The organism is Stappia sp. (assembly GCF_048261845.1).
Taxonomy (GTDB): Bacteria; Pseudomonadota; Alphaproteobacteria; order Rhizobiales; family Stappiaceae; genus Stappia.
The window spans coordinates 1-21,788 of sequence record NZ_JBLXFR010000060.1; the positions used below are offsets into that span (position 1 = coordinate 1).

Annotated in this window: 28 protein-coding genes and 1 pseudogene; 11 read left to right on the forward strand and 18 right to left on the reverse strand. The window is 67.3% G+C overall.

Going from position 1 to position 21,788, the window contains the following annotated elements; genetic code table 11:
- A partial coding sequence (locus tag ACN0T5_RS17985; protein WP_417769996.1) for a tetratricopeptide repeat protein occupies window positions 1-308 on the reverse strand: 308 nt, incomplete at its 3' end.
- Window positions 309-480: 172 nt separating this feature from the next.
- Window positions 481-1,056 (reverse strand): NnrU family protein, encoded by a 576-nt coding sequence (locus ACN0T5_RS17990; protein WP_417769997.1) that lies wholly within the window; start codon window positions 1,054-1,056, stop codon window positions 481-483.
- 141 nt (window positions 1,057-1,197) lie between these two features.
- On the opposite strand from ACN0T5_RS17990, the gene ACN0T5_RS17995 reads away from it, so the two are divergent.
- Window positions 1,198-1,548, forward strand: a complete 351-nt coding sequence (locus tag ACN0T5_RS17995) for a TraR/DksA family transcriptional regulator (protein WP_417769998.1) — start codon at window positions 1,198-1,200, stop codon at window positions 1,546-1,548.
- 106 nt (window positions 1,549-1,654) lie between these two features.
- Complete coding sequence (locus ACN0T5_RS18000) at window positions 1,655-1,933, forward strand: PilZ domain-containing protein (protein WP_417769999.1); 279 nt, start codon at window positions 1,655-1,657, stop codon at window positions 1,931-1,933.
- An 18-nt stretch (window positions 1,934-1,951) separates the two neighbouring features.
- Here ACN0T5_RS18000 and ACN0T5_RS18005 read toward each other — a convergent pair whose 3' ends face one another.
- The 3 genes from ACN0T5_RS18005 to ACN0T5_RS18015 all read right to left on the reverse strand — a co-directional run bounded on the left by ACN0T5_RS18005 (window position 1,952) and on the right by ACN0T5_RS18015 (window position 4,163).
- On the reverse strand, window positions 1,952-2,329 hold the full coding sequence (locus ACN0T5_RS18005; RefSeq protein WP_417770000.1) for a hypothetical protein: 378 nt from the start codon (window positions 2,327-2,329) through the stop codon (window positions 1,952-1,954).
- A gap of 150 nt (window positions 2,330-2,479) precedes the next feature.
- Window positions 2,480-3,391: an EamA family transporter gene (locus ACN0T5_RS18010; protein WP_417770001.1), complete on the reverse strand. Its 912-nt coding sequence runs from the start codon at window positions 3,389-3,391 to the stop codon at window positions 2,480-2,482.
- 139 nt (window positions 3,392-3,530) lie between these two features.
- Window positions 3,531-4,163 carry a nitroreductase family protein gene (locus ACN0T5_RS18015; RefSeq protein ID WP_417770002.1) on the reverse strand — a complete coding sequence of 211 codons (633 nt, stop codon included), beginning with the start codon at window positions 4,161-4,163 and terminating at the stop codon, window positions 3,531-3,533.
- A gap of 150 nt (window positions 4,164-4,313) precedes the next feature.
- On the opposite strand from ACN0T5_RS18015, the gene ACN0T5_RS18020 reads away from it, so the two are divergent.
- Window positions 4,314-5,207 carry a LysR family transcriptional regulator gene (locus ACN0T5_RS18020; RefSeq protein WP_417770003.1) on the forward strand — a complete coding sequence of 298 codons (894 nt, stop codon included), beginning with the start codon at window positions 4,314-4,316 and terminating at the stop codon, window positions 5,205-5,207.
- Window positions 5,208-5,217: 10 nt separating this feature from the next.
- Here ACN0T5_RS18020 and ACN0T5_RS18025 read toward each other — a convergent pair whose 3' ends face one another.
- The gene (locus ACN0T5_RS18025; RefSeq protein ID WP_417770004.1) at window positions 5,218-6,369 is read right to left on the reverse strand and encodes a serine hydrolase domain-containing protein; all 1,152 of its coding nucleotides are present in this window, start codon (window positions 6,367-6,369) and stop codon (window positions 5,218-5,220) included.
- A gap of 89 nt (window positions 6,370-6,458) precedes the next feature.
- Here ACN0T5_RS18025 and ACN0T5_RS18030 point away from each other — a divergent pair, with 89 nt between their 5' ends.
- Both ACN0T5_RS18030 and ACN0T5_RS18035 read left to right on the forward strand, forming a co-directional pair.
- A complete protein-coding gene (locus ACN0T5_RS18030) occupies window positions 6,459-7,400 on the forward strand; it encodes a LysR substrate-binding domain-containing protein (protein WP_417770005.1) in 942 nt (313 codons plus the stop codon).
- Window positions 7,401-7,455: 55 nt separating this feature from the next.
- Complete coding sequence (locus ACN0T5_RS18035) at window positions 7,456-8,169, forward strand: aspartate/glutamate racemase family protein (protein WP_417770006.1); 714 nt, start codon at window positions 7,456-7,458, stop codon at window positions 8,167-8,169.
- Here the strand turns inward: ACN0T5_RS18035 and ACN0T5_RS18040 are convergent.
- The 4 genes and pseudogenes from ACN0T5_RS18040 to ACN0T5_RS18055 form a co-directional block, all read right to left on the reverse strand.
- Entirely contained in the window at window positions 8,166-8,744 is a 579-nt protein-coding gene (locus ACN0T5_RS18040; protein ID WP_417770007.1) for a helix-turn-helix domain-containing protein, read from the reverse strand. The genes ACN0T5_RS18035 and ACN0T5_RS18040 overlap by 4 nt on opposite strands.
- Window positions 8,745-8,883: 139 nt before the next feature.
- A pseudogene (locus ACN0T5_RS18045) lies at window positions 8,884-8,964 on the reverse strand (DUF1697 domain-containing protein); the annotation flags it as partial.
- 61 nt (window positions 8,965-9,025) lie between these two features.
- Window positions 9,026-9,367 carry a DUF2798 domain-containing protein gene (locus tag ACN0T5_RS18050; RefSeq protein WP_417770008.1) on the reverse strand — a complete coding sequence of 114 codons (342 nt, stop codon included), beginning with the start codon at window positions 9,365-9,367 and terminating at the stop codon, window positions 9,026-9,028.
- Window positions 9,360-10,271: an NmrA/HSCARG family protein gene (locus tag ACN0T5_RS18055; RefSeq protein ID WP_417770009.1), complete on the reverse strand. Its 912-nt coding sequence runs from the start codon at window positions 10,269-10,271 to the stop codon at window positions 9,360-9,362. Before ACN0T5_RS18055 ends, ACN0T5_RS18050 begins: the two co-directional genes overlap by 8 nt.
- A gap of 107 nt (window positions 10,272-10,378) precedes the next feature.
- Here ACN0T5_RS18055 and ACN0T5_RS18060 point away from each other — a divergent pair, with 107 nt between their 5' ends.
- Both ACN0T5_RS18060 and ACN0T5_RS18065 read left to right on the forward strand, forming a co-directional pair.
- Window positions 10,379-11,272 carry a LysR family transcriptional regulator gene (locus tag ACN0T5_RS18060; protein WP_417770010.1) on the forward strand — a complete coding sequence of 298 codons (894 nt, stop codon included), beginning with the start codon at window positions 10,379-10,381 and terminating at the stop codon, window positions 11,270-11,272.
- 260 nt (window positions 11,273-11,532) lie between these two features.
- Entirely contained in the window at window positions 11,533-12,609 is a 1,077-nt protein-coding gene (locus tag ACN0T5_RS18065; protein ID WP_417770011.1) for a tartrate dehydrogenase, read from the forward strand.
- Window positions 12,610-12,611: 2 nt separating this feature from the next.
- On the opposite strand, the gene ACN0T5_RS18070 is transcribed toward ACN0T5_RS18065, so the two are convergent.
- Window positions 12,612-13,526: an NAD(P)H-dependent oxidoreductase gene (locus ACN0T5_RS18070; RefSeq protein ID WP_417770012.1), complete on the reverse strand. Its 915-nt coding sequence runs from the start codon at window positions 13,524-13,526 to the stop codon at window positions 12,612-12,614.
- A gap of 100 nt (window positions 13,527-13,626) precedes the next feature.
- Here ACN0T5_RS18070 and ACN0T5_RS18075 point away from each other — a divergent pair, with 100 nt between their 5' ends.
- Window positions 13,627-14,028, forward strand: a complete 402-nt coding sequence (locus ACN0T5_RS18075) for a winged helix-turn-helix transcriptional regulator (RefSeq protein ID WP_417770013.1) — start codon at window positions 13,627-13,629, stop codon at window positions 14,026-14,028.
- A gap of 137 nt (window positions 14,029-14,165) precedes the next feature.
- Here the strand turns inward: ACN0T5_RS18075 and ACN0T5_RS18080 are convergent, their stop codons facing one another.
- Window positions 14,166-14,714 (reverse strand): AAA family ATPase, encoded by a 549-nt coding sequence (locus tag ACN0T5_RS18080; RefSeq protein WP_417770014.1) that lies wholly within the window; start codon window positions 14,712-14,714, stop codon window positions 14,166-14,168.
- A gap of 101 nt (window positions 14,715-14,815) precedes the next feature.
- On the opposite strand from ACN0T5_RS18080, the gene ACN0T5_RS18085 reads away from it, so the two are divergent.
- Window positions 14,816-15,409: a CGNR zinc finger domain-containing protein gene (locus ACN0T5_RS18085; protein WP_417770015.1), complete on the forward strand. Its 594-nt coding sequence runs from the start codon at window positions 14,816-14,818 to the stop codon at window positions 15,407-15,409.
- Window positions 15,406-16,329 carry a cyclase family protein gene (locus ACN0T5_RS18090; protein WP_417770016.1) on the forward strand — a complete coding sequence of 308 codons (924 nt, stop codon included), beginning with the start codon at window positions 15,406-15,408 and terminating at the stop codon, window positions 16,327-16,329. Before ACN0T5_RS18085 ends, ACN0T5_RS18090 begins: the two co-directional genes overlap by 4 nt.
- Here ACN0T5_RS18090 and ACN0T5_RS18095 read toward each other — a convergent pair.
- From ACN0T5_RS18095 to wrbA, 6 genes are all read right to left on the reverse strand, one after another.
- Window positions 16,326-16,754, reverse strand: a complete 429-nt coding sequence (locus ACN0T5_RS18095; protein ID WP_417770017.1) for a RidA family protein — start codon at window positions 16,752-16,754, stop codon at window positions 16,326-16,328. The two genes, ACN0T5_RS18090 and ACN0T5_RS18095, sit on opposite strands and share 4 nt — an antisense overlap.
- Before the next feature lie 115 nt (window positions 16,755-16,869).
- The gene (locus ACN0T5_RS18100; RefSeq protein ID WP_417770018.1) at window positions 16,870-17,628 is read right to left on the reverse strand and encodes a MauE/DoxX family redox-associated membrane protein; all 759 of its coding nucleotides are present in this window, start codon (window positions 17,626-17,628) and stop codon (window positions 16,870-16,872) included.
- Between the two features lie 101 nt (window positions 17,629-17,729).
- A complete protein-coding gene (gene fabF / locus ACN0T5_RS18105) occupies window positions 17,730-18,998 on the reverse strand; it encodes a beta-ketoacyl-ACP synthase II (RefSeq protein WP_417770019.1) in 1,269 nt (422 codons plus the stop codon).
- A 122-nt stretch (window positions 18,999-19,120) separates the two neighbouring features.
- On the reverse strand, window positions 19,121-19,537 hold the full coding sequence (locus ACN0T5_RS18110) for a MarR family winged helix-turn-helix transcriptional regulator (protein WP_417770020.1): 417 nt from the start codon (window positions 19,535-19,537) through the stop codon (window positions 19,121-19,123).
- A 162-nt stretch (window positions 19,538-19,699) separates the two neighbouring features.
- Entirely contained in the window at window positions 19,700-20,878 is a 1,179-nt protein-coding gene (locus tag ACN0T5_RS18115) for an MFS transporter (protein WP_417770021.1), read from the reverse strand.
- On the reverse strand, window positions 20,875-21,513 hold the full coding sequence (wrbA, locus tag ACN0T5_RS18120; RefSeq protein WP_417770022.1) for an NAD(P)H:quinone oxidoreductase: 639 nt from the start codon (window positions 21,511-21,513) through the stop codon (window positions 20,875-20,877). The genes ACN0T5_RS18115 and wrbA overlap by 4 nt, the downstream gene beginning before the upstream one ends.
- A gap of 117 nt (window positions 21,514-21,630) precedes the next feature.
- Between wrbA and ACN0T5_RS18125 the strand changes: the two genes are divergently transcribed.
- Window positions 21,631-21,788, forward strand: a 158-nt coding sequence (locus ACN0T5_RS18125; protein ID WP_417770023.1) for a helix-turn-helix domain-containing protein, incomplete at its 3' end; no start/stop codon positions are given.

The window sequence follows — 21,788 nt, forward strand, 5'->3', positions numbered from 1 at the left end:
CCCCCCTCCGGGGCGGCGGCGCGCATCCCGGCGAGCCCCGGACGCCCGCCCTGCGCGCCGGCAAGCTCCGCCAGACGCGCCTCGGCTTCCGCGAACTTGCCGTCCTCGGCAAGGCGCGTCGCGCTGATGAAAATGTCACCGGATGCCTGGGCTTCCGTCTCGCGCCAGTAGAGCCAGCCGCGATAGGCGGCGGTGCCGACGACAATCAGGACCGCAAGCGCGATCAGATAGGGACCGAACCGATCCCACAGGCGCTTGAAGCGCTCGTGCCTGATCTCCTCGTCGACTTCGCGAAAAATGTCCGACATACGCTGCAATTTCCTGAAACTTGACGTGGATCGCGGCCGGCCTCCCGGCCGGCGCGGCGCCACCATATCCATTTGACCCTGCACTGGCAAACGGCCCGTGCAGGCGATGGCCACCCCTCCCCTTGCGCGTCTTCGTGGCGCAAGTGAGGCAGTCACCCGGGCGGGCGGGCGCTCAGACGAGCGAAACGCCGATCAGCCACTCGTGCAGATACAGGACAAAGGCGACATAGAGGCCAAGCCCGGCCACGACGGACACCACATCGCCGCTCATCGAGAGCTGCGCGCCCGGCGCGCCGCCGGCATCGCCCCGCCGCTTCAGCGAGATCCGGTCGAGAACGGCCCAGCCCAGGAACGCCGCGAAAAGCAGCACCGAGGCGGCGTCGCCATTGGCGAGCAGATGCGCCAGCGCCCAGATCTTCACCGCCAGGATCGTCGGATGCTTCGTCGCCGCCTTGATGCGTCCCGCCGGCGCATTGGAGGCGACGAGCAGGACAAAGACCGGCACCATCAGCAACAGGGTGACGTGGCGCATCCACAGCGGCGGATCGTAGAGGATGGCCGGGCCTTGCGCGCGCGCCACCCCGTAGCCGTAGATCAGCAGGGCGAAGCCGGCGAGCGACAGGACCGTGAACAGGCCCTTGTAGCCCTTCTCGCCAAGACGGGTGCGAAGGCGTGTCCGCACGCCGGTCAGGATGGGCAACATGTGGACGCCCAGAAAGGCGACCAGGCCGAGCACGAGCAAGGTCATGGCAACAGATTCTCCCTCAAAGTCACCGCGCGACTTGACCGGTTTACCGGCATCCGGTCAAGCCGGCGACGCAGGCCAGGCCGCGCCTTGCAACACGGGCCGGCACCCGCGAGACTGTGGTCGCCAGGAGATCACAGCCGGATGACGGAGCAGCAGATGACCGACGAAGCGACGGCTCGCGCCCGGCTTGTTGCGCGCAGGGAGGAACTCGAGGCCCTGTCGGAAACAGCGCGGGAGGCACGCGGCGTGGTACAACTCGATCAGCAGTCCGTCGGCCGGTTGTCGCGGATGGACGCCATCCAGGGCCAGGCGATGGCTCTGGCCAACGAGCGCCAGCGGACGGCCGAGCTCGGCCGGATCGCGGCCGCGCTGCAACGCCTCGACACCGGCACCTACGGGGAGTGCCTGGAATGCGGAGAAGGGATCGCCCCGCGCCGTCTCGCCGTCGATCCCGCCGCGTCGCTGTGCATCGCCTGTGCCGGCCGCGGCTGAACCTTTGCACCCAAAACCGGGCTGCCGCCCCGCTGCGGCCGCAAGCAGCTTGGAGAATCACTTCCGTTAAGGGCATATTCCGCTTGCTTGAAGAGGCAGGGACGAGATGACGGACCGTGATCGGCGCAGCAGCCCGCGCCACCGCACGCTCAAGAGCGGCAAGATCGTGCCGGACGATCACTCGGCGGTCCATGACTGCCGGGTTCGAAACCTGTCCGCGGACGGCGCCCTGCTGAAACTGCCGAGCACCGTCCACATTCCCGACCGTTTCGAGCTGCGCATCGTCAACGAGGACATCCGCGAAGTGGCCATCGTACGCTGGCGTACGGCAACCGAACTCGGCGTCCAGTTCGAGCGCGAGGAGGACGCCGCGAGGGGTGAATGAAGCCCCCTCGCGCGATTCTCAATCGGTTCCGCGCCGTCCCGAACGCAGGACGATGAACAGGAACAGCGCCATGGTCAGGACGGACAGCAGCGAACCTGCCTGCGCAAGCACCTCACCGGTTCCCGAAAGCGCCATGTAGATGCCCGGCACGAGAACCACGACCGCCAGCACGCTCAACCAGTAGTGGACACGCGCGATGGGCAGGGCGGCAATGCCCGGCGAGAGGGCGTAGAACCCGCCGAAGATCGACATGCTGACGAACCCGATCAGGTTGAGATGGCCATGTACCGGACCCATCGTGTGATCGTTCGTGGCCGACATCTGAATGCCCCAGACCATTCCCAGCAGCGCAAAGAAGGCGCCGGTTGCAAAAAATCGAGTGGCAAGGCTGCCCATGCTGTTCCCCTCTTCCAGTTGCATGCTCTCGCGTGGGAAGGTTCTCGCCGGGGGGCCCGTCCCCGCGGCGTATCTGCCCGGCCGCGCCGCACCGCGATTCCGTTCGCAAGGCGGCCGGAAAACGTTACGTCATCACCCGAATTGCGGCAATCACGGATGGCGCGCGCGGCCTTCCCGAAGCCCGGCCGGCAAACCCGTCCCCGCCTTGCCCGGAGCCGGCTGCCGCGCCGCCCGCTGGGCGAGCCAGACACTGGCCAGAACGATGGCGACGCCGCCGAGCTGGGCCGGCGACAGCGCCTGGCCGAGCAGAACCCAGCCAAGCAACACCGCCGTCGTCGGACTGAGGAAGCCCAGCGAGGAGACGGCGGAGGGCTCCAGTCGCGAGATGCCGCGAAACCACAGCACATAGGTGAGCGCGCTGGAGAGGCCCATATAGAGGAAGCCTGTCAGGTTGCGCGCATCCGGAACCGGCGGCAGCGGCTCCATCACGAAGGCCATCGGCACCAGCAGCAACCCGCCCGCCGTCAGCTGCCAGGCAGCGAAGGTCAGCGGCGAGACGGGCGGCTGCCAACGACGGCTGAGCACCACGCCAAAAGCCATGGAGACGGCACCGCCAAGGGCGGCGGCGATGCCGATCATGTCGAGCGCCGCACCGTGCCGCAGCACCAGCAGCGCGACGCCGCCAAGGCCCGCAAGAGCGGCGGCGACGGCGAGCGGACGGATCACCGTGCCGAGCAGCGCGGCGGCGACAAAAATGACGATCAGCGGCTGCACGGCGCCGACCGTCGCGGCGATGCCGCCGGGCAGCCGGTAGGCGGCAACGAAGAGCAGCACCATGAAGATGGCGAAGTTGAGCAGGCCCAGCGCCAGCGAGCGCCAGATCCACACGCCGCGCGGCACCTGCCGCACGAGCAGAAGGAGCAGCAGGCCGGCGGGCAGCACGCGCGCGGCGGACACGAAGACCGGATGGCCGGGCGGCAGCAGCTCGGTGGTGACGATATAGGTGCTGCCCCAGACAATCGGCGCAAGCGCGGTCAGAAACAGGTCTGTCAGGCGTGTCATGGCAAGGCCCCCTCGGGCAGGAACGGATGGAACCTGTCGGGAACCTTCCGGCAGGTGCTTTCCCGGGCGACCCGGCGCCTCGACCGGCAGGGTCGGACGCGCGGGGGCGGATTCGGGCAAGGGTGTAGCAGGGTACCGGTCAGGCGTGGGCGATCACCTCGCCGGCCGGCACGCGCGGCTTTTGCGGCCAGTTGCCTGGTGCAGCATATCCGACAGTCATGAGCATGACCGGGATTTCGTCCGCCGCCAGACCGAACTCGCGCGACACCCGTTCCGGCTCGAAGCCGACCATCGCGCCGCTTGCCAGCCCCCGCGCATGGGCGGCGAAGACCAGGAAGGCGGCGGCGAATGTCGCCGAACGCACCGCCTCGTCGCGGCTCTTGAGCGCATCGCCCCCGTAGGAACCCGCAACCGCCTCGACCCAGCCATCGGCCACGGATTGCGGCATGTAGCCGGCATCCACGGACGGCTGCAACCGGGCAGCGAGCCCCTCATGCGAGGGCAGCTTGCCGACCAGGATGAAGGTGACGGCTGCATCCCCGACCTTGGCCTGGCCGAAGGAGGCCGCCTGGAGGCGGGCCTTGCCTTCCGCGCTGGAGACGGCGACGAAACGCCAGTTCTGCAGGTTGTAGGCGCTGGGTGCGCGCGTCGCGAGGGCGACGAGGTCCTCGATCTGCGTGCGCGTCAGGGTCCGCGACGGATCGTAGAGGTTGGTGGAGACCCGGCTTTTAATCGCCGCGATGATTTCGCTTGAGGAGACATGCATGGTCATGATCCCGATCCTTTCGGCTGGCCCGGCGCATTGAGGCGGGCGGTGACGCGAATGGCGGAGTGGTCCCCGCTGGACCTTGAGATAATTCATGTCGCACAAGAGAATAATCACCACTATCATTGCGTCACTCACAACCAAGAGTGAATGATCATGGACAAGCTGACCGCTCTTCGGGTCTTTCGCCAGGTGGTGGAGGCAGGCGCCTTTGCCGCCGCGGCCCGCAAGCTTCGCCTGTCCCCGGCCGCCGTCAGCAAGAATGTCGGGGAACTGGAGGCGCATCTGGGCGTGCGCCTGCTGAACCGGACCACCCGGCGCATGAGCCTGACCGAGGCGGGGGCCCGCTACTACCAGCAGGTGAGCCGCATTCTGGACGATCTGGAAGATGCGGACGGCTCGATGCAGCCTCTCGCCCACCGCCCGAGCGGCTTGCTGCGCGTCAGTGCGCCGATGAGCCTGTCGCTGGTCCGCTTCTCGGGTGCCGTTATCCGTTTCATGGAGGCCTATCCGGACCTTTCGCTCGACCTGAATCTCGACGACCGGCGCATCGACATCGTCAAGGAGGGCTATGACCTTGCGATCAGGGGCAGCGACAGGCTGGAGGATTCCAGCCTCGTCGCCCGTCGCATCATGTCCCTGCGCCATGTGGTGTGCGCGGCGCCCGCCTATTTCGATGCGAACGGGCGCCCGGAAACGCCGATGGATCTCAGCCGCCACGACTGCGTGCAGTTCTCGCTTTCCGGCCATGCCAGCGAATGGCAGTTCACCCGCGACGGCGACACGCAGAAGGTGCAGGTCACGGGGCGCTACAAGGTGACATCGAGCCTTGCCATCCGCGACGCCCTGCGCGCCGGCTTCGGGGTGAGCCTGATCCCCCGTCTCTATGTGCAGGACGACATCGCCGCCGGTCGGCTGGAAACCGTTCTGGACGACTGGGACCCGGTGGTGACGCAGGTCTATGCCGTCTATCCCTCGCGCCGCTACCTGCTGCCCAAGGTGCGCGCCTTCGTCGACTTCCTCGCCGAAGACCTGCGCGACGAGATGTGAGCGGGCGAGGTCAAGCCATTGCGGCAGCTGCCCCGACATCCTGAGCAAGGCGTCCGATCATGCCTTCATAGGCGGTGTTGGTAAGCAGCACCGTGACCCGTTCGCGGGCGTGGTCGATACACCACCAGTGACCGTAGACCCCGCCCCAGGACACGGCTCCTTCTGAAAGACTTGAGCCGGCCGCCACCGGATCGAGCAGGATGGCACCGGTCCAGGAATATCCCCAGCCCGGTCCCTGGGCCATGGCTTCGGCGCCCACCCGGGGTCGCCGGGCTGCCTCGCGCCAGCCGGCGTCGAGAAAGGCGCCGCTGCGCAGGGCCTCGAGCAGTGTCAGGACGTCGCCGGCCCGGCCAGCCATTCCCGCACCGCCGGAGAAAAAGGCGGATGGCGCCGCAATGCGCGCAGGATCGAAACGCACGGCCGAGCCGAACCCCTCGGGCAGCGGCACCTCTACGACACCGTCCATGCGGCGTGGCTCGGGGCGCTCGTCAAAATAGGGAACCGCGAGCGTCGCCGGATCGGCGTGAAAGCGGGCGCCAAGACCAAGCGGCCCGGTGACCAGCGTTTCCATCGCCTCGTCCAGCGGCTGGCCCGCCGCCGCTTCGACCACCGCACCGAGAACATCCGTGGCGACCGAATACCGCCAGGCGGTGCCCGGCTCCATGTCGAGCGGCACGGACGCGATCCTTGCAAGATTGTCGGCCAGATCCGGTCCCGCTTCGTCGAGCCCGTCGGACACTCCGGCGGCGGCATACGCGCCCCCTGGCGGCTGGGAAAAGCGGTAGTCGAGACCGGCCATGTGCGCGAGAAGATGGCCGATGGTGATCCTTGCAGATGCGCCATTGGCAAGCTTCGGCAGGAATGCCGGCAGCCAGCGTTCGACCGGATCGTCGGGCGACAACCGCCCGTCCGACATCAGCCGCAGAGCCGCCGCCGTGGTGAACGGCTTGCTCACCGAGGCAAGGCGGAACGGCGTGTCCACCGTCATCGGCAGACCGGCCTCCCGGTCGGCGAGGCCCGCGGCGCTCCGATAGACCACCTGCCCCCTTTCGGCGACCAGCGAGACGCAGCCGACGATGCGCCGCTCCGCAAGCGCGCTGTCGATGGCCGCATCCAGCGCTCTTGCCATATCCGCACCCGCTGCCGCTTCGATCATGTTCATGCTTCCCTCCAAGGCCATGCCTGCGAACCCGACCGGGTTGCAGGAACGATGCTGACTTAACCCTCGGGATCATTCACGATAAAGGAGGTGTGACTGAAAGCATCTTGAAGGGCAGCTTAACGATGGATGCCGCCATACTCTCCGCCCTGCCCGTCTTCCGGGCCGTTGCGCTCACCGGCGGCTTTACCGCCGCGGCAGGGCGGCTCGGCGTTTCCGCTTCGGCGGTGTCGCAGACGATCCGCCAGCTCGAACGGCGGATCGGCGCCCGCCTCTTCGACCGCAACAGCCGCAGCGTCCGGCTGACCGAGCGCGGTCGCCAGTTTCTCGCGGCGATCGATGCCCCGCTTGCCGCGCTGGACGGCGCACTGGACCATGTCCGCGACACGGGGGGCCCTGTCTCCGGCACGCTGAGGATCACGCTCTCACGGCTTGCGGCCGAGTTTTGCGTCGTCCCGCATCTGGGCGGCTTCGTGCGCGCCTATCCCGGCATCCGGCTTGAATTGTCGACCGACGAACGCCTGACCGACATCGTGCGGGACGATTTCGATGCCGGAATCCGGTTTCGCGGCTCGCTCGAGCAGGACATGATCTCCGTGCCCATCGGCCCGCCGCTGCGTCGGTCGCTGCTGGCCAGCCCCCTCTACCTCGCCAAGGCAGGATGCCCGCAGACGCCGGAGGACCTCGCCGGCCACAGGGTGATCCGCTATCGCTATCCCGGCAGCGGCCGGCTGGAGCCTCTGATCTTTCGCCGGGGCGAGCAAACGATTCAGATCGACCCGCCGGCCGCGATGGTGCTCGACGACAACGCCCATTTCGCGCTCGCCACGCGGGAGGGGCTGGGCATCGCCCAGCGCTTCCGCATCGACGAGGAGCCGGAACTTGCCGACGGGCGGCTTGTGTCGCTGCTCGACGACTTCGAGCCGGAGCCGCAGCGGTTCCACATCTACTTTCCCTCACGCGACATGCAGCCGGCGAAGTTGCGCGCCTTCATCGACTGGTTTCGGGGCAAGCCACCGCGGCCCGCCGGTTGATCGTTGAACGTCGTTCGATATAATGAACATTGTTTCACCACAACGGACGATCCCCATGCCCCTTCACATCGGCATCATGGCCTGCTCGGCGGAAGGCGCCGCCGAGTGTTACCGCACCATCTGCGCCGAAGCGGCGGAGCTTCTCGGCCCGCACGGCAACCCGCCGGTCAGCCTCCACATGCCCTCGCTCGCCGACTATGTCCGCCATCTCGAGGCGGGGAACCTGGCAGGTGTCGGCGCCCTGATGCTGGAAACGGCGGACCGGCTGGCCAGCGCCGGCGCCGAGTTTCTCGTCTGCCCGGACAACACCATCCACCAGGCACTGCCGCACCTTCCCGGCACGCTGCCCTTGCCGTTCCTGCACATCGCCGAAGTGGTGGCGGACGAAGCCCTCCGCCACGGCTTCCGGCATCTCGGGCTGACGGGAACGCGCTGGCTGGTGGAGAGCGATGTCTACCGCGAAGCACTCGGCCGGCGCGACATCGCCCTCACCCTGCCGACACCGGACGAGCGCGAGGAGATGAACCGGATCATCATGGACGACCTTGTCTATGGCCGTTTCACGAGTGATGCGGAGCGCGCATTCCAGCGGATCATGGCGCGGATGGGGGATGACGGCTGCGACGCCGTGGTGCTCGGCTGCACGGAGATCCCGCTGCTGATCAACGAGAAGAATGCGCCTCTGCCGGTGCTCGATTCGACCCGCTTGCTCGCCCGCGCCGCCTTGCGCCACGCGGTCGAGGAGCGATTGCCGGGACGGAACGCCTAGCGGTATTCGATGAGCAGCACCGCCCGGGTGCCGGGCACCAGCGCCTCGAAGACATGCGCGACATCCGCCGGATAGGCGATGTAGTCGCCGGCCGACAGCTCTACCTCGCTTCCTCGCGGCCCGACCCGCGCCCGCCCGGCAAGCAGGACCACATGCTCCCGCGTGCCCGGCGCATGGGCCACGGAGCGGTGCGGCTCGCCGGGCTCGGCCTCGATCATGTAGATGTCGCGCCGTGCCGCTGTCGGAGCGGCGGACAGCAGCCTTGCGACATAGTCGGCATGGTCGGAGCGCACGCCGCCCCCCTCGCCGGCGCGGATCACCTCGATCTCGGGTCGCGACACTTCCAGCAGCCGGCCGACGGGAATGGCGAGCGCATTCGCAAGTGCCCACAAGGTCTCGATGCCGGGATTCCCCTGCCCCGCCTCCAGTTGCGAGAGCGTCGACTTGGCAAGCCCGGCGCGGCGGGCCAGCTCGCTCGCCGACACCCCGGCAAGGTCGCGCTCGCGGCGCAGGGCTGCGGCAAAGGCCGCCCGCAATCCGTCCCGCTCCGGCAGGGCATCACCGGGACCGCTCATCCGGCAGCCCTCCCTTCACCCCGGTGCAGGACGCCCGGCCTCACGTCCTGCACGCCATTTCGGCAAGCTTTGCCACGGTGTTCATGTTGCGTGCCGTGCCGGCCGCCGTCGCCGGGATCGTCAAGGTGGAGCGGCCGGCCATCGCGCGCAGTTCCGCCATCGGCAGCGTTCCGGTGCCGCCCACATTGACCGCGCGAAGAAGAAAGACAAACTGCTGCATTGCTGTCGGATGCCTTCCGGATGTTCTGCCCCGTCCTTGTAGGACCGATCGGCCGTGCCGTTCAATACCGGGCGGGGTGCGCCGGTCTCCCGCCGGGCGAGCGCGGCCACCACCACGCGGCAGGGTCGCACTCGCCCGGTCGGCACTGCTCGGCGGCGACCAGGGCAACCAGCCGGCGTGCGAGCGGCATCGCAAGGAGAAGCGCCGGAAACGCGGCCACCCACGACATGCCCCAGGCTCCGGGCCAATGGGCGGCAAAGGCCGCTCCCGGCCCGACACTTGCAACCGTCGCCACTGCCGAGACAAGGGCCGACATGAACACCGAGAGAACCAGCGGCATCAGGAGACGCGCATAGCGGGGCGGAAGCTTCCGCCAGGACGATCCATGTCGATGCCTATGCATGTCGAACCTCCCGCCGATTGTCGTGCCCGGCGGACGTCTTTTCCTGCACCAGGTCCCGTATGTAGTCGCGCAAGGACCGGGGATCGCGCCCGAGAGCGGCCTTCAGCGACAGGCTGTTGCCGCCAAGACCATGCTGCCGGTAGTGGTCGTGAACCTTCGCCAACATCTGCAGCTGATGTCCGTTGTAAGGCAGTCGCGCCGCCGCCGCCCATTCCGCAAAACCGGGTTCCAAAGCCTCCACCGGGCGCCCGAGTTCTTCGGACAGGGCCTCGACGACATCGATACGGCTCGACATTCCGGCGCAAAGCTCGAGCGTGGCGAAGGCCAGGCGGTTCCCGGTCAGCGCGATCGCCGCGACCTCCGCCACATCCCGATAGTCCACCCGCGCGATCCTGGCCTCCTTGGGGAAAGGTTCGCCGAAGCCGCCGTGCCCGATGATCGCGGGCCAGGCCATCGCGATGTTCTGCATGAAATTGGCCGGATGCAGGACGGTGTATTCCAGCCCGGACGAGTAGAGGGCGTCCTCGACCGGTATCTTGCTCGCATGGTTCCTGAGGCGCGTGTTGGTCGGCTGGATAACCGACGAGAACACGAGTTTCCGCACGCCGGCGCGCTCCGCTGCCTCGACCAGCGCAACACCGAGCGCCGCCTCATCCGGCGCGAAGGCGGGACCGATATGAAAGACCCCGTCGACGCCCTGAACGGCCCTGGCGAGACTGTCGGGGTTCCGAAGATCCCCTATCGCGACCTGCGTGACCCCGAGGGAGCGGGCGACAGCCCCCCGTGCCTCGCCTTGAACCAGCGCGCGCACGGTCACGCCCCTGCCAAGCAGTTCGGGGACGACGAGACTGGCGAATTTGCCGGTGGCGCCCACCACAAGGATTGTGGGTATCGCGTTTCCCATTGCGTTTCCTTTCAGGAATATCGGGTACTTGCGACAAGATAAATTCTCTCGTTGACGGGAACAATTGATGCTATTTTTGATTCTTAATCACGAACTTCGAGAGAAAAATGGGACGTATCGAGGATCTGGAAGCGTTCATCGCGGTGGCGGAATTCGGCAGCCTGACGGAGGCCGCCCGCCAGCTTGAACGCTCGCTTCAGGCCGTCAGCCGGTCCCTGGCCACGCTGGAAGCCGATATCGGCATCGAGCTCATTCATCGCACCACGCGCCACTCCAGCCTCAGCGAGGCGGGGCACGCATTCTTTCTGAGGGTGAAGCCTGCCCTTTCGGAAATTCAGGAGGCCCGGCGCGAGGTGTCCGAGCGTCGCATCGAACCGGCCGGCGTTCTGCGGATCGGGGCTCCCGTGCTCTTTGGCCCGGATTTCCTGGTTCCGGTCATCGCCGCGTTCATGCAGGATTTCCCGCAGGTCGAGGTGGAGCTCCAGCTTTCGGATGCCTTCACCGACCTTGCTGCCGAGGGGCTCGACCTTGTCATCCGCATCGCCGACCTGCCCGATTCCGGTTTGCAGGGAAAGCGCCTCGGCGCGTTGCGGCGTGTCGTCTTCGGGGCGCCGTCCTATTTCGCCCGGCACGGACGGCCGGAACGTCCGGAAGACCTGCGCCGGCATTCCTGCCTTGTCAGGACCGTCGATACGCACCCTGGCAAATGGACCTTCAGGGTCGACGGCAAGGTCCGTTCGATCAAGGTTCGTGGCCGGTTTCGCTCCAACACCATGACGGCAATCTACTCCGCCGTGAAAGCGGGGCTCGGCCTTGGCTATTCGCCGCTCTGGCAGATCGGGCATCTGCTGGAAGCGGGAGACGTCCGGTTGGTGCTGGAGGAATTCGAGCCGACACCGGTGCCGATCCATGTGCTGTGGCAGGAGAACCGGCTGCCCCCCGCGAAAACGCGCGCGCTTGTCGACTATCTGGCAACACGACTGCGGCTGGACGATTTCTGAGCGGCCTCGTTCAGGTCGACCGACATCCGAACGCCTGCGTCGTTGCGTCTTGCCGCGTCATCCCCCCGGGCCATAGGCCGGGCCTATGCCCGGCCGGCGCCTCTTGAAATCGCACGCGGCCGGCGCGAACATGCGCGGCGAATGAGACCGCCGGTCGGTCCGAGCCTGTCTTTCTGTCCCTGGCCGTCCGGGTCGCGCCGCGTCGCTTTCCGCCACGCACGCGCACCCGACCGGGCAACGCCAAAACCCCGGAGATCCGCATGAGCCTTTCCAACACCGCCCGCCGCATCGCCGTCATCCCGGGCGACGGCATCGGCACCGAGGTGATGCCGGAGGGCGTGCGCGTCCTGGAAGCGGCGATCGGGCGCTTCGGCCTCGACTTCTCGTTGGACTGGTTCGACTTTTCCTCCTGCGACTATTTCCTCAAGCACGGCAAGATGCTGCCCGACGACTGGTTCGAGACGCTGAGCCGCTATGACGGCATCTTCTTCGGCGCCGTCGGCTGGCCGGAAAAGGTGCCGGACCATATCTCGCTCTGGGGTTCGCTGCTGCAGTTCCGCCGCCGCTTCGACCAGTATGTGAACCTGCGCCCCGTGCGGCTGATGCCGGGCGTGCCCTCGCCGCTGGCCGGCCGCAAGCCGGGCGAGATCGACTTCTACGTGGTGCGCGAGAACACGGAAGGAGAATACTCCTCCGTCGGCGGACGCGCCTTCGAGGGCACCGAGCGCGAGGTGGTGATCCAGGAGACGGTGATGACGCGGGTCGGCGTCGACCGCATCCTGCGCTACGCGTTCGACCTGGCGCAATCGCGGGAGAAGAAGCACCTGACCTCGGCGACCAAGTCGAACGGCATTGCCATCACCATGCCTTACTGGGACGAACGGGTGGAGGCGATGGGCGCCGACTATCCGGACGTGCGCCGCGACAAGTATCATATCGACGCGCTGGCAGCCCATTTCGTGCTCAATCCCGACCGCTTCGACGTGGTCGTCGCCTCCAACCTTTTCGGCGACATCCTGTCCGATCTCGGCCCGGCCTGCACCGGCACGATCGGCATCGCACCCTCGGCCAACATCAACCCGACGGGCGAGCACCCGTCCCTGTTCGAGCCGGTGCACGGCTCGGCTCCCGACATCGCCGGCAAGGGCATCGCCAATCCGGTCGGCCAGATCTGGACGGCGGCGATGATGCTCGACCATTTCGGCGAGCGCGAAGCGGCCGCCGCCATCGTCGCGGCGATGGAACGGGTTCTGGAAAAGCCCTCGGGCCGCACCGCCGACCTTGGCGGTACGCTCTCGACGCAGGAATGCGGCAAGGTGATCGCCGCTGAGCTCTGAGGTCAGCCGGCGCCGACGTGGCGAGCGACGAGCCGGACCGGCGTCGAGCGGACATCCTTGAGCAACGGTGCTATTCGCGTCCGGTGCCGGGCGAAGCTCTTGCTCGCCGCGAACGCCTCTTGCGCGGCGCGACTGGCAAAGCGGGTGACAACGACGACCTCATCACCATCGCGAGCCACATACACCTCATTGCCAAGCCAGCCGGCGCCCGCCGCCTCGGCCCACATCTCCCGTGTCTCTGCCAGTTGCAGGGCCAGAAATTCCCCGGTCCGTCCGGCATGGGGGAGGAAGCTGTTGACCAACGTCCAGGTATCGCCGGGTGTGCCGTCTCCCGTTTCGCCGAAATCGGTGCGTGTACCCGGCTCTGCGCCGCGCGCGCGTTTCAGTGCGCCGGCCCACCAGTTCATCTCGTCCATCATCAGAGCCAGCGCCTTTGCCGAGGCTTGCGTGTCAGCAAGCACACCGTTCTCGTCAAGACAGTTCCACGGATTGGCAAAGCTGACACCATCGCGCAAGCCGACGGCATGCAACTCGGCGAACACCAGACGAAGCTGCTCGACCGCACGCAGGCCACCTGCCACCCCGCCATATGAAACAAAGCCGACCGGCTTTCGCTTCCATTCCGCACGAGCGTTGTCGATCAGGTATTTGAGATCCGCCGTATAACCGTGATTGTACTCCGGCGTGACGACGATGAACCCGTCCGCGGCATCGATGCGGCGCAGATAGGCCTTTACGGTTGCGCCCTCTTCCGCTTCCAAGCGCACCGGTAGGTCGAGTTCGAGAGGGTCGATCAGATCGATCTCGAATTGCGACATCCCCCGCAGTCCGCGCATCAGCCAGTCACCGACCTTTCCGCAAAAACGGCCTTCGCGGGCACTGCCATAGAGAACGGCAATCCTCAGCCTGTCGGGCATGTGACAGCCTCCTTGTTGCTGGTGTGCTGGTTTCAGATGAGCTAATAATAAGTAAGCTGCTTACACATAAGAAGTACGGCTATCAAAATCGGGGACAGACATGAAAGTAAGTCGTGACGCAAGCCGTCAGGCCACGGACGACCCCCTCAATGCCGAGTGCCCCGGGCGAACCCTGTTCGAGACGATCACCGGACGCTGGAGCCTGCTGATCCTGTGGAGCTTGCGGAACGGTCCCTTGCGCTTCTTCGAACTGCGCAACCGGGTCGAGGGCATCAGCGAACGGGTGCTTTCCCACAATCTCAAGGCGCTGCGGCGCGACGGGCTGCTCGCGCGCCATGTGGAGCCAACGGTCCCGCCGAAGGTGAGCTATTCACTCACGAAGGTCGGCGCGGAGCTCGTCGAGGTAATGGACGGGCTTACGGGCTGGATCGCGCGGCGGTTGCCGGATGTCGAGGCAGCTCGCGCAAGTCACGATGCGGCGGAACACTCCGACAGAGTGTAGGCACGGCCTGTGATACTGTATCGGCAGCCAGGCCGAGAGCGCGGCATGAGCGTGCATCAACGGGCTTCAGCCCCCCGGAAGGGCCGCCCTCTTGGCGCCGACCCTGTCGGTGTCCGATACTTGCATGAAGTCATGCCCTAAAGCCCCAGCCTCTCCAGAATGAAATCGGCCCGTGCCGTGACGGAGGTCCGGGGCACCGGCACGACCTCGTAGCCCTGCGCCGGGTAGGCGGCCAGAAGACGCTCATACTCGGCCAGCGCGTCCTGAAAGCCATGTCGCCGCTCGGGATCCTGCGCGTAGATCTCCGGCCAGGGCGGCGTCATGAAGACCAGCGGATTGTAGCGATGCACCGCGGCAAGGGGCGCCAGGACCTTTTCGCCGGTCGCATGCTCCAGTGCCGCCGCCGCATCGATCAGCCCGCGATCGAAAAAGACCGGGCCAGCGCCGAACGCTGGATCCTCCCCCGTCATCAAGGCCGCGCGATCGGCCAGCGCCATCGCGATGGCGGCCCGCGCAAAAGCGGCAAGGTCCACCCAGGGCAATGCCGCACCGCCCGAGGCACTCTCCCGGGCGACAATCCGCCGGCCGGGCTCAGTGACCGTTGCATGTCCGCGCCGCGCCAGTTCCGCGACCAGCGTCGACTTTCCCCCTCCCGAACACCCGGAAACAACAACGAAACGATCCATCCCGGCCTCCTTCAGCTTTTCCGTCTCAAGGCCATGCGCGGTCCCGCATCACGGATGGCGGGCCGCTTGCCGCATCTTTTGACACCTGTTAAACAGGTTACATGACTATCAGGCACCCCTTCGAATTCATCGCCGGCAGTCCGGCGCTCTGCCTCGTCGACACGCTCGGGAACCGGGGCGGCGACCAGGCCGGCGGCGCGGCGACCGAACGCCTGCCCGACCCGGCCGCACTCGGTGCCTGGCTTTCCGCCGCCGGGCTTTCGTCCGGGCCCGGTGGCACGGCGAGCCAAAAGGACCTCGACGAGACCCGCGCCCTGCGCGAGGCGATCCATCGCTGCGCCCTGGCGGTGATCGCGGGCGAGGACCTCCCCGCCGCCGACCTTGCCCTCGTCAACCTTGCGGCCTCGGCCACACCGCCAAGGCCGCAACTGGTCGGCGGACGGATCGTCAACAGCGCCGGAGATCCGGTCCGAGCGGCGCTGTCCCATCTTGCCGCCGACGCGCTCCCCCTCTTCGTCGATCCCCTGCGGCAGCGGCTCAGGCAATGCCCGGAATGCCGGATGATGTTCCTCGACACGTCACGGCCGGGAAAAAGGCTCTGGTGCTCCTCCGCAAAGGGCTGCGGCAACAGGGCAAAGGTGAGGAAATTCCGCGCCAGACAGGCGGCGGCACAAAACGGGGGGAATGGAACATGAGCGAGAAGCGCGTCTGCTTCGACTTCGACATCGCCTTTTCAAACGGCGGCGGCATCCAGGGACAGGGCTTCCGCCTCGACATCAAGGGCGATGACATCGGCGACGAGGAACTGGCCGCCTACATCATCCGCGACATGCGCCTGCTGATGGTCGGCGAGGCCCGCATCCTCAACAAGCATATCATCGAGGAGGCGCACAAGCGCAAGGGCGATGATACCGGTCCCGCCATCGACCAGGGGCACATCACCGCGCGCGGGGACCGGCTCGTCGACCTCAGCCATGTGATCGAGGCCGGCATGGTGACCTACAAGGGACTGCCGGCGCCGCTGGTCTGCGATCACCTGTCGCGGGAGGCCTCGCGGCAAGCCTACGCCCCGGGCACCGAGTTCCAGATCGGCCGCATCGACATGGTCGGCAACACCGGCACCTATATCGACGTGCCGTTTCATCGCTATCCCGAGGGCCACGACCTCGCCGGGCTGCCGCTGGAGCGCTGCGCCGACCTTCCCGCCGTGCTAGTGCGGGTCGAGGGAACGGCGACGCGTGCCATCGACTGGCATCATTTCGTGCCGGTCGAGTGTCGCGGCCACGCGGTTCTCGTCCACACCGGCTGGGACCGCAACTGGGGCAGCGAGCGTTATTTCGAGGGCCATCCCTTCCTGACGGAAAAGGCGGCGCTCTACCTGCGCGACCAGGGCGCGCTGCTGGTCGGCATCGACAGCCTCAACATCGACGACACGGCCGGCGGAACACGGCCGGTGCATACGGTGCTGCTCGGCGCCGGGATCCCGATCGTCGAGCACCTGACAGGGCTCGCCGCGCTTCCCGTCGAGGGGTTTCGCTTCTCCGCCGTACCGCCGAAGATCGCCGGCATGGGCACCTTTCCGGTCGGCGCCCATGCCCGGCTTGCGGCACGCTAGCCGGCAACGGCCGCCAGCGCCTCGACCTCGAACAGCATGCCCTCGAGCGCAAGGCAGGGAACGGGAATGAGCGTGCAGGCCGGCTTCATGCCGGGACCGAAGGCGCGTCCCAGTTCCTCGCCGAAGATGACGAGCCGTTCCATCGTGTGGTCGACGATGAGCACCGTCAGCTTGAAGACGTCGGCGGTGCCCGCACCGCCCGCCTCCAGCGCGATGCGCAGATTGGCGAAGGCCTGGCGCACCTGGGTGCGGAAGTCGGCGTCAAGCGCGCCGGTCTCGGTCTCCCCGCCCTGCCCGGCGACACAGACAATCCTGGCGCCGGCGGCCAGGACCGCGAGATGCGAATAGCCGTTGGCGGAAGGATCATAAAGACCGGCGGGATTGGAAAGCGCGAAGGCAGACGACGGTGTGCTGGCGATGGTCACGAAACAATCTCCTTGAGGATGAGGAACGAAGCAGGTGTCCCTGATATGACGATCCTCGATCCCCACCTGTGACATCGCGGGCAGAAAAAATCACTCGCCGCTGCCGGCGCAGCGGTCAGCCCGCCATCTGGCGGCCCGTCACCATCCAGATGGCCATGGCGACCATCATCAGGTTTTCCGTCAGGGAAACGAAGCCGAGCGGCACCTTGCTGTCGCCGCCGACACAGGCGCAGGTCAGTTCGCGCCGGTCGAGATAGACCGCCTTGAACACGGAGGCCGCGCCAATGCTCCCGATCACGAAGGCAACGGGAACGGCCAGCCAGAGGGCCGCGCCGGCCAGCATCAGGATGCCGGCCAGTGCCTCGCCGAACGGATAAAGATAGGCGTAGCGGACCCAGCGCCGGGCCAGAAGGTCGTAGCCGAGGAACATGTTGGAGAAGCCCTCGACGTCGCGCAGCTTGAGCATCGCCAGCATGCACATGGCGATGGCGACGAACCATTCCGCGCTTCGCAGCGTCAGGACGGTGCCGAAGGCGGCCCAGGCGGCCGCCAGCGCCATCAGCGCCGACATGGCGAAGACCGCGATCACCGGGACATAGCTGACGCCGGAGGCATCGTCGTCGCCGGCCCTGCCGAAATAGTCCAGCAACGCGTCATAGCCGCCAACCCGGGTGCCGCCGATGAAGGTCTGAGGCGTGGTCTCGACACCCTGCTCGGCCATGAAGGCATCTGTTTCGGCGCGTGTCGTCAGCGGGCGGTCGTCGACCGAGAAGCCCTCGCGTTTCAGCAGGTCGAGCGACTTGAGGCCGAAGGGACAGACGTGATCGTCCGTCACCATGCGGTAGAGGATCGCGTCGCGGGAGGATGACGGCATCTCCGGCTCCTTTCTGCAGGTGCGTCTTGCCGGCCGCCCATGTGCCCCCTTGCCCGGCCCGCCGCTCAGGGGGCGGCGAAAGCCCGGGAGCCCCACCCGGTTCAGGTGAACCGGCTGAACACCAGCGCCGCGTTGACGCCGCCGAAGCCAAAGGCATTGGACAAGACGTGATCCACCGACGCCGGGCGCGAGGCGCTGCCGACAAGGTCGAAACGCTCGGCCCCGGGCATTGGTTCCGCGATATTCAGCCCGGGCGGCAACACCTGCTGCGCGAGCGCGAGGATCGAGAAGACCGCTTCCATCGCGCCCGCCGCGCCCAGCATGTGACCGGTCGCGGACTTGGTCGAGCTGACCGGCACACCGCCTCCGCCAGTGCCGAACACCCGTTCAAGCGCCGCAAGTTCCGCCGCATCGCCGACCGGCGTCGAGGTCGCATGCGCGTTGACATAGCCGATCGCCGACGCATCGAGCTTCGCCGATGCCAGCGCCAGCTCCATCGCCCGCGCCGCCTCGCGCCCGTCCGGCCAGCCGGCGGTAACATGATGCGCGTCCGTGGTGGTGCCATAACCCGACAGGACCGCCAGCGGCACCGCGCCGCGCCGCTCGGCATGGCTCAACCGCTCGATCACCAGCATCGCCGCCCCTTCCGACAGCACGAAGCCGTCATGGCCGGCATCGAAGGGCCTGGAGGCGCTCTCCGGCGTGTCGTTGAAGCCAAAGGACAACGCCTTGGCAGCGGTGAACCCGCCGATCGCCACCGGGTCGACGCAGGCCTCGGCACCGCCGCACAGCGCGATGTCGGCCTCCCCGCAGCGGATCATCCGCATGGCATCGCCAATCGCCTGGGCGGAGGCGGCGCAGGCGGTGACGGGCGCGCCGGATGGGCCGTGGAACCCGAAGCGGATGGAGACCTGGCCACTGGCAAGGTTCGGCAGGAAGGACGGCACCACGAAGGGCGACAGGCGGCGCACGCCGGCTGTGCGGACAATCTCGCTCGCCGCCGTGATCGCCGGCACGCCGCCAACGCCGGTGCCGATGACAGTCGCCGTGCGCAGCCGCTCTTGCCGGTCCTCCGGCTGCCAGCCGGCCTGACCGAGCGCCTCGCGCGCGGCGGCCATTGCGTAGTGAATGAAAAGATCCGTGCGGCGCAACTCGCGCGGGTCCATCGCCGTCTCGGGATCGAAGCCGTCCGGATCGTCCTCACGGCCCGGAACGAGGCCCGCGATGCGGCACTTCCAGCCCTGCGTATCAAAACGCGTGTTCTGACCGACGCCGCTCCTGCCGGCGATCAGCCGCTCCCAGGGGGCCGGAACGCCGGAGCCCAGGGGCGATACCGCGCCCAGTCCGGTGACAACGATGGGTTCAGACATGACGGCTCCTTATGTGCATCTACACTGTGCATATACACATACGGCGCCCGGTTCAATCCCTTCGCCTGCGCCGCGCCGGCCGTTCCGGTTCCGCTCGCCGCAGCGGAAACCGCAACCGCGCGTCAGTCGCGCGCGATGTGCCGAACCACCTTGAAGAACGTGTCGGCGTCCTCGTCGCTGATCCCGTGAAGGAGATCCGCTTTCGACGCCTGCCATTGCGGAATGAGTTCCTCCAGCAGGGCCTCGCCCTTCCCGGTGAGCTCGCACAGGCGGAGGTTCCCCGCCGCTGCAACCCGCCGCACCAGGCCCTTGCGCTCCATGAGGTCGAGATTGCGGGTCAGGCTGGTGCGGTCGAGCACGATCCGCTCGGCCAGCACCGCGACCGGCGCGCACGGATAGGCCCGCAACGCGCCCAGCAGGGCGAATTGCTGAACGGTAACGCCGTAGGGCTTCAGCCTCGCATCATAGCGGCGCAGCAGCGTGCGGGCAGCCACGACGATGTTGAGAACGACGCATCGGGACAAATCGTCTGACAGCATGGCCTTCGCCTGAATGGGTCCCGCCGGCCGGCTCTTGCCGGTTCGGCCGAACCCTGACGGGCAGGGACCGGCCGATTGCGGCGGATGGTGCGCAAGACCCGATCGATAGCAGGCCCGAGCGCAACATGGAACCGCGACGCCGCGACCACGCCGGGGCGGCTTTCAGATCCGCCTCGCCAACGCGACGATGCCGAGCGCCGCCAGCGCGATTCCGAGCAGAGGCAACGCGAGAACGGGCCAGCCCCACGTTTCGGCGACCATGCCGCCAATGGCGGGGCCGACGAGCAGCCCGACATTGCTGCCCTGCATGGCAAGCCCGAGAGTCGCCCCGACCTGCCCCTGTGGCGCCAGACGCGGCGCGGCATCGAAAATGACGACGGGAACGAGGCCGCCGGCAAAGGCGAAGATCATGGAAAGCGACAGGGCAAACGGTGCGGATATGAAGGGTGCGAACATCACGGCCCCGCTCGCGGCCATGACGCCGAAGCCCAGGACAAGCAGCCGGCGCGTGCCCATGCCGCCGCTCAGCAGCTTGCCGCAGGCGAGATTGCCGACACCGCTTGCGGCGACCGCCAGGGCACTTGCGACACCGGCCTCCCCTGCCCCCATGCCGAAGCGCCCCGAAAGATAGGCCGGCAGGAAGGTGAAGGCGCAGAAGAAGGCCGCCGTGAAGGCGCAGAACAGGCCCGCAAGCACCCAGGGGCCGGATGCCCGCAGCGCGACACCGACGGAAGGCGTCGGCGCCCGCTCCCGCCTTTCCGGCATCGCGGCCAGGCGAAGCCCGGCGCCAAGGCAGGCCGCGGCAAGCAGGAGCAGCGCCGCGTTCGCGCCCCAAAGGCCGCGCCAGCCAAGCACCCCGGCAAGCGCCCCCGACAGCAGCGCGAGTGTCAGCCCCGCCGGCATGAAGGTCGCCCACAGCGCCATCGCCCGGTCCCGAAGCCGTTCGGGCGCGATCGCCGCCACCAGCGCCGGCGCCGCGACAATCACCGCAAGAAAGCCCGCCCCCTCGAGGAAGCGCGTCGCGACCAGCGCCGAGGTGCCGCCGGCAAGCGCCCCGAGCAGCGATCCCGCCGCCTGCAGCAGCAAACCGGCAACAACCATCCGTTTCGCCCCGATACGATCGGCAAGGAACCCGACCGGCAGGCCGGCGAGCGCCCCGGTCACTGCGAAGGCCGACATCAGCCAGGCGACGGCCGCAAGCGACAGGCCGAGATCGGCCTGGATCGCGGACAGCACCGCCGGCGCCTTGCCGACCTGAATGGCGGAGGCGACCCCGGCGGCAACGACAAGCAGGATCGGCGACCACAGGTCCGCATCGCCGCGCGTGCGGGCAAGGCTCACTGTGCCGCCTCGTCTGCCTGCCGCGCCCGGCCAAGGCGCAGCTCCGTGGCAAGCCGGGCGACATGCGCGCCCTGGAACCGTGCGCCCGCCAGCTCGTTGGCGCTCGGGCTGCGGTCTCCGCCCTCGCCGTCATCGGCCAGCGTCGAGGCGCCATAAGGCGAACAGCCGGTGATCTCGTCCATCCGCATCTGCCCCTTGAACGTGTAGGGCAGTCCGACGACGATCATGCCCAGATGCATCAACACCACATGGGTGGAAAGGATCGTGCTTTCCTGGCCGCCATGCTGGCTGCCGGTGGAGGTGAAGACGCTGGCCAGCTTGCCGACCAGCGCATCGCTCGCCCAAAGGCCGCCGGCCTGGTCGAGAAAATTCTTCATCTGGCTTGCCATGTTGCCGAACCGGGTCGGCGTACCGAAAATCACCGCATCATGCTCGGCGAGTTCCGCGACGCTGGCCACCGGGGCCTCCTGGTCGAGCACATAGCCCGACTTGCGCGCGACCGCCTCGGGCACCAGCTCCGGCACGCGGCGAAGCGTTGTCTCGGCACCCGTCTCCCTGACCCCTTCGACAACCGCCTGCGCCATCGTCGCGACGTGGCCGTAGGAGGAATAGTAAAGCACCAGAACCCGTGTCATGGCCGTCTCCTGTCTCACTGCTGCAATCGGCGGTTCGCCGCCGGCAACACTGATGACAGGCTGGACATATCGATGTAACTGAGGAAAATTAGCTCAACCTGATCTAAGAAGTCGATCATGATCGACGCCCTGACCCTTGACCAGATGCGGGTCTTCACCGCCGTGGCGGAGACCGGAAGCTTCCGTGCGGCGGCGGCCCGGCTTGGCCGGGTCCAGTCGGCGGTGAGCCACGCCATCGGCAATCTGGAGGCACAGCTCGGGGTCGAGCTCTTCGA